Source organism: Pseudovibrio sp. W64 (assembly GCF_001623145.1).
In the GTDB taxonomy this organism is placed as follows: Bacteria; Pseudomonadota; Alphaproteobacteria; order Rhizobiales; family Stappiaceae; genus Pseudovibrio.
The window spans coordinates 1-7,227 of record NZ_LMCI01000017.1; the positions used below are offsets into that span (position 1 = coordinate 1).

Annotated in this window: 2 protein-coding genes; both read left to right on the top strand. The window is 46.1% G+C overall.

Translation table 11 applies throughout. The features are described from left to right. The first annotated feature begins 585 nt into the window (after positions 1-585). Complete coding sequence (locus tag PsW64_RS08810) at positions 586-2,637, top strand: DUF4132 domain-containing protein (RefSeq protein WP_082831063.1); 2,052 nt, start codon at positions 586-588, stop codon at positions 2,635-2,637. A 452-nt stretch (positions 2,638-3,089) separates the two neighbouring features. Next, a complete protein-coding gene (locus PsW64_RS08815) occupies positions 3,090-7,070 on the top strand; it encodes an NACHT domain-containing protein (protein WP_063303384.1) in 3,981 nt (1,326 codons plus the stop codon). Positions 7,071-7,227 lie beyond the last annotated feature (157 nt).

Sequence of the window (7,227 nt, forward strand, 5' to 3'; positions counted from 1 at the left end):
AACCCCATTTGATGAGAATGGGCCACAGCCCCAGACCCCAGTCTGCGACAGCGTGCCAACACAAATGCAACTTCCATGCCAAAGCGAGGGGAATAGAAGAAGAGAGCACACCATAACTCGCTTACTTGTTGAAATAACTAGAGAATAAAATCTAATAAGATTCAGATCTGACCTAAATCTAGATCGTAAAGGGGAGTAGTAACGGGCCAGAATTGGCCCGGAGACCTGCATCAGACCCACGAATTTGGCGCAACACCTTGAAAATACTAGGAAAAGAAGCAGGCCAAAAATGGCCTGACCTAAGCCAAAAATGGCTTCCCCTTGTAATATAAGGGAAAATTTAAACAGAACCTTCAGAGCCGAGATGCTTTCAAAGTCCCGAACTTCCCCCAGAACAACCTATTTTCATGAAGTACGGTAAACATTACAAACAGCAACCTGCTCACCGAAAGGATTGAGAGTGCCCAATAAGAACCAAGTAGAAGGTATATATCGCTACTAAGGGAGCTATTGGAAGCTCAACATGCAGACGGCATAATCAAGTGAGTCTAGCGCTATATGTTGACCTTCTAACTCGGTTACCCAATGACAACGAATTCAGCGAGAGCATTTGTCCTTTCACAACTGCGACAACCAGAGGCTCAACGGGACTTTGGTGTGTTGAACTCATATGTTCAAGCCTTAAGCCCATTCGACCGTGGCGCTATCCTTGCTACAATGTGGGAAAAGGGAGACTTTCAACAAACTGCTGGCACTTCAATATCTGGGATACTCCGAGATATTGAAGAAGGAGGGCTGCACGAAACTGTCTACCTATTCTTCACACCCGAAGAAGCAGCTATCGCATTAAGTGGTTTAGCTCGAACAGAAATTATATCAGGTGGCTCTCACGAGAAAGACGTATGTTATCGTTATGTCGCCAGAATTCTATTGGGAACGATTGGAACTCTCCCAGAAGAGGCTCTGAAAACGCTCCGGAAATTACATCCACGCATTAGCAAGGGCTCTGCTGATGTTGCCTTAATTGTGGCACATGCAATTGGAGATGACTTACTCCTGGATGCTGCACTCGTAAACATTGCCGCGAGAAACGATGGCCCGATCTCATTTGAAGAGTTCGAGGCTGTTGCAGGAGTGTCTGATCTGCGCACCTTGGCAAATGCAATATGCGAAATCAGCCCGGAGTTGTCGCATAGTATCCCAGCACACGATTCTGTTCTTGCTGATATTTCGGAATGGCGATTGTTTGCTGAACATGCTGTTGAAGAAGTGTTGAGAAGATCCCGCAGGATAGTTGCAGGTACTGTCAAATATCAATCAGATAAGCTGACCAGTGTTGCAGAAGCTTCAGCCGTTGCGAGAGCAGTGAAACTTGCATTGACAGAACGTCTGGATTGGGGACTGAAAACACTCGATGAACTTTGGGTTGGAGCTGCCCTTGCTCCTGATCACAAAGCCAAATCGATGCCTTCTCAATCGTTAAGTATTCAGCTTGGAAAGGTTGTCCGAGATGAACCTCAGCCCGAAGCTGTGTTGATTGCACAAAAAATCACTCGAGAAATACGCCATGCTGGCGTTAAGAAGAAGCTACAACGAACCACCAAAGAAGCTATACGAAACCTTTCTCTTCACCCAGAGCGCGTTCTTGATCTGCTTACAACAAGTCACATTCCAGATGAGTTTACTAAGCTTATAAAACCTGCATTGGAAGGTATGTTGCTGCGCTTGTGGTGGTTGGATGTTTCCGTGTGGGCCAGACAAATGACAGACAAGTCCTTATGGCCGATGACCAGCAAGCTAATCTGGGAAGTTGAAGACGAAGGGGATAGGTTTGCTGCAGTCCTCAAAGGAGGATCGAATGAAGGATTATGGCTCCTTGTGGATGGTTCTACCCGCTTGAGAGCGGAATGGCAGCGGGTTCGGCTCTGGCATCCCGTAGAGAGTTCAGAAGAAGAGCGTCAAGAATGGCAATTTTTCGTTACCAAAGAGGGTATCAAACAACCCTTCCCGCAGGCTTTTCGGGAAATCTATCCAGTGATGGAAAATGAACTCGGCACAAACACATCCAGAATGTTTGCCGGTCACACAGTCAGTCAGGTCCCTCTATTCGGATTGTCACAACAAATGGGATGGAGACCAAGCGATTATGAGACTCTAGCAATCACTCTTGCTGGTAGAAGGTTTAATTTTGAAACCGGCATACGTACCTTTCCAGGGTGTGCGGGAGAAGGAACAACAGGCAACATCTCTTTAAAAGGGCCAGAAAAGAAGTTTAGTGATGTACCTCAGCGTGTCTTGTCAGAGGCCTTTCGGCAAACTGATCTGCTTGTAGCAACAGGTGCTGCAGGCGTAGAAGATATCTTGCTAGAAGATGCATGGGATAAGACCAAAAGCTATCCAGGCCAGCAAAGCGTAAAGATGCGCAAGATTATGCTCCAGCTCACTCACCCCACTGCCCACGTAGAGGGGCGATGGCTCATGCTTGCTGACGGATATCGAATAAACTTAAGTACTGGACGTATTGTCTATAACGGCGCACCAATTGAATTACCCAAAACAGATAAGCGGCAGCGAGGAACTGATCGAGTGATGGATAAACTCTGGTCCGCGATCTCAGTCTTCGGGCTTGCAGGTTGAACTTATCAAACTAATCGTACGAATCTGTACTCATAACTCATTGTTTTGAGATTGAATTATGTACTTCAAGGGCCAAAAGCTGCCACTCATGTGGTTCCATCATGGGTTGTACAGGGGGTTGGTAGGAGTTTTTCGTAATTGCCCCGAAGGTGCTCTCTGAGCAGCTGAACAGCCCCGCCAATCACTAATGATATAATCTAGCGACCCAATGCGGCATTCGAGATGCCAACATTCTGCCAAATTTTTTGTGACATCTTCCTTACCAACCGCGCTAGGGCTCTCAGTTAAAAGACGAGGGCGTTAAATGTCTCGGATATAGTTAGTGGCAGTGTTTTTGACGTTTAGCGGCCTGACGAATAACTGTGACTTAAGGAACGTAAGTCTTGTCGCCACAGTAATTTCTGCACATCATCTCCCACATGTCATATATCCCTAGATACATTCAAGTAAATATGCCGGATGGTAAGTTAGAAGTTCTTTCGGAAATGACTTTTGCTTCTCTTTGTGCGCCACTTGTGCTGCTTGGCGAACCTGGTGCAGGTAAATCAGAAACAGCGACTGCACTCGCCGAAGCTCTTGGATATCAGTATGTATCGGCGGACCGTTTAGCGACAGGTGCACCAGTTTCACTTTCGAAAAATTGCACACCAATTATCGATGGCCTTGATGAGACGCAGGGAAGCGGATCGGAAGCACCGCTTCTAACTATACTGAAGCGGCTCAATGAACTTCAAATTCAGACGTTCCTGATTTTGTGCCGTGGTGCAGACTGGGCTGATACACAGAATGAACGCTTTATCCATACTTGGTTCGATAAAGCACCTGTGGTCGGGCACCTACAACCGCTCAAGGATGCAGAAATTGCAGCCATGGTTGATGATTTGGTTTCTTATGCCGGAAGTGGTGATGCCTTTTTAAAGGAGGCGGAAAATAATAATGCGTTGGATCTGGCCCGAAATCCGCAGACGCTTAAGCTTTTATTGGCAGCAATACAGAGAGATGGTTGGCCCCGAACGAAAAGTGAGCTCTACCAAAATGCGTGTGAAAGCTTTGCGGACGAGCATAACGAAATACACAGATCTCTTAATTCGATGCGACCGAATAGAGAAACTATCCTCTCAACTGCCGGGTTCATTTGTTCCCAACTGTTGTTGTCAGGCCAACGGGGCCTTAATATCGATGGTCAAGATGATGAGTTTCATGCCCGTCTCGTTGAGTTTGAAGATGAAACAACAAATGCGAAAAATATCAAAGCTGCCATTTCTACGCCGTTGTTCAGATCCTCAAGACCAAATAAGATCGAGCCGTGCCACAGGACCGTCGCTGAATTCCTAGCCGCGAAATGGTTATCCGAACGTTTGCGAACTGGCACGCTCTCTATTCGCCGACTGGAAACGCTTTTATGTAAGAACGGAAATGTTCCAAGATCGCTCCGTGGAATTCATGCATGGCTAGCTACCCTTGATCGGAGTCTTACATCACGCCTTGTTCCCAATGACCCATATGGTTGCTTTCGGTATGGTGATGTAGAGCAGTATTCGAACAATCAAGCCCGCCAACTCCTGCGGCAACTTCAGATTCTTGCATCTATTGATCCCTATTTTCGGAGTGAGGATTGGGAAGGACAAGTTGGAACTGGCCTAGCTAGGGATGTACTTAGCGAAGACATCGTTAAGCTTATACAAAATCCAGATGTGCCTCACCACCTGTCGACAGTCATTCTAGAGTCTCTTAAGGGAACTACCTTTGCTAACAGTATTCAAGATGAGCTGCGCACTGTATTGCTCGATGAAAAAATTACAGCTCTAAGTCGAGACAGAGCTCTCTCAGCTCTTAGGGCAGCAAAATCTGATGAAAATTGGCATGAATTGGCCCACTTACTTTCCCAGAGTGGTGACTATAGCTCAGCATGCTTGGCAGTTGAAATTGTCATTGAAAATTCTCAATTGTTTACCGGGGACCAGATTGCAGGGATTACGAATGCCTATGATGAGGTGAAAGAAAGGCTTTCTGAAAATTTATCCATCGGTATTTCTTTCCGGCTCATGCCAAAGCTGTCGTTGCAACAATGCGTTGCGGCAATATCAAATTATGGCTCCCAATTGCCGGAAGAGCGATACGAACGTTCGTCTTACACCTGCAGAATTCAGGAACGATTTCTCGATACAGCGAAAACTTATCTACAACGAGGAGGTCGGCCAACAGCTCATGAGCTTTGGCATTGGCTACGAAATGTTACCGACGATCAGTATCGCTCACTAGACTGGGATACCTTCAGTACTCAGTTTTTCTTGGCGCAAGCGAAGCTAAGGCGTCAGACACAATCCTTGGCACTGGCAGGCGCCGCCCCAGAAGAGTACAGATTGATAAACATGTACCTCGGGGCAATTAGCACGGGCTTACAGTTCCATGAAGGCGACCTTGCATTTCACTTAGAATCTCTTTTCTATATTGAAAACGAGATATCTGATTTCACTCAACGTTGGATGGCATTAGTTGAGTGTGCTTTTGCCAATAGAAGCTTTAACGAGGAAGCTAGAATACTAGCCAATCACCAAGCTCAAAATCGTTCTGAACTCAAAACTATCTTATTAGAAATTGCCAATCGACCTCCTCCTAAATGGATGGCAGAACAGGTGCAGAGGCAACATGAGCAGAAAGTCCAGCAGGAGATCCAGAATCGTAAACGGCATCAACACTATACAGATAATAGGGAGGTAGTTCGTAAGGGGCAAAGCCTGAGTGAACTGCACACCATTGCAACTTCCTACATGGGGCTTTTTATAGATGTGGAGCATATTCAAGGTGCTTCAGAGCGTGTTGAATGGTTGGTGGGACCGGAAAATCTAGAGGCTGCAATTCACGGTCTATCAGCAGCTTGCCAACGTACTGATATGCCAACACCTCTCTCAATGGCAACGCTCAAAGCGACAGAGAGTAAAGAATTCAATCTCGCAAGAGTAGCTTTGGTCGGCTGTGCTTTGCAGCAAACGCAGTACGGCAATTTGGCATCTCTACCTCAATGTACTCTAGCTACCGCGTTAGCGGCAGCTGATTGGGGTTTCTATGTCAGCGAGACTTCAATACCAAGCACTTTAGAAGATGATCTAAGGGAGCTTCTGTTCGAAGATATTTCTGCAACAGAGCCATTTGTTCGCGCTACGATTGAACCGATGCTGCTCGCAGGAAAGGAACATATTTCCGGGCTGCGTCATATTTTTGAAGTCGAGGGATATGCAAGTCTGGCGGCAAAACTTTCCATTGAATGGTTAGCCCAAAGCGAAAAAATGCATGAGCAGACCTTAATTTATACATTGAAAGCAGCTCTCAGGCTGGCAAGCCGGGCAGAATTGAAAGAACTTACAAGAACAAAGTTACACGCAAGTGTCTGGCCCACACCCAAACACAAAGTGGCTTGGTTTGTTATGGCGTTTCTAGTTGATTTCGAACAGTCCAAGAATAGTTTTTCAAATTATTTATGCGATAACCAATGGGTTCTTAATGAAATTATATCGATAGGAAATTTGGAAAATGGGAGAGGCGCGGCACCCATAACAGCTCTTCAGTTGAGTTTTTTGATCGAAACATATGCAGCTCGATTTCCTCAGGTTCCCCCACCAAAAGGTGGATGGTCGGGAGGAGATCCTTACCTGAGCGCTCGATTTATTGACGTATGCATTTCAAAACTCGGCGAATGTTTGACGGAAAGCGCGAGGAGTGAACTTCACCGTCTTATTACTTCTATAGACTTATCCAATCATAAAGATCACGCCCGCCACGTTGCAGCGGAACAAGTCCGCGCAATGGCGGAAACTGACTGGTCGACACACACATTAAGTGACGTACGCCAAGTGCTTCTGGCCGGAGTTCCGAAAACAGTTGAAGACTTGAAGTCAGTTGTCATGGATGAGATCGAAGCAATGCAAGCTAGGCTATTAAACGGCAGCTTCAACGCAGTGCGACCATTTTGGGATCAAGCTATACCGCACATAGAGAATTACTGTAGAGATCTCATTGCTAGTCAGTTGGAGCCGTACCTTATTAAATATGGGGTCCGTGTTCTTCCCGAAGGAACCATGCTAAATGGTACACGGTGCGATCTTTTGTGCTCGATCGGAGAGATTGGTTTACCTATAGAGATTAAGGGTCAATGGCATGCACAGGTTTGGACTGCGGCCAGTGAACAGCTTGAAAGTAACTATTCACACCATTACCGAGCTGAGGGCTATGGAATTTACCTCGTACTATGGTTTGGTAACGTAGCTAATTATAATCCGCCCGGTATTCGTAAAATTGGACCGATTGAAAGCGCGGATGCTATGTTATCACTCATTCATGAGCGCTCTCCAAGGCCAATTTCTGCAAAAACCAAAGCCTTCGTTTTGGATGTTTCGAGACCCGAAGGTGATGGTGAGGAAGAGAACAAAGGTTAGAAAGGGCAGCTCACCTTCCACTGCAAAAAAAGGAAAAAAGATCGACTTAAAGTTGAAGCTTTGCTTTGCGGAGATGGCTATGCGTTTGCGCGAATGTCAGCAATTGGTGGTGGGTTCAACTGGTGGGTGCAACACTTTAATCTTTAAATAGAGATGG

What these genes read in the sequence shown, in the direction of transcription:
- PsW64_RS08810 (WP_082831063.1), top strand. Translation starts at nt 586, where the DNA reads ATGACAACGAATTCAGCGAGAGCATTTGTCCTTTCACAACTGCGACAA.
- PsW64_RS08815 (WP_063303384.1), top strand. Translation starts at nt 3,090, where the DNA reads ATGCCGGATGGTAAGTTAGAAGTTCTTTCGGAAATGACTTTTGCTTCT.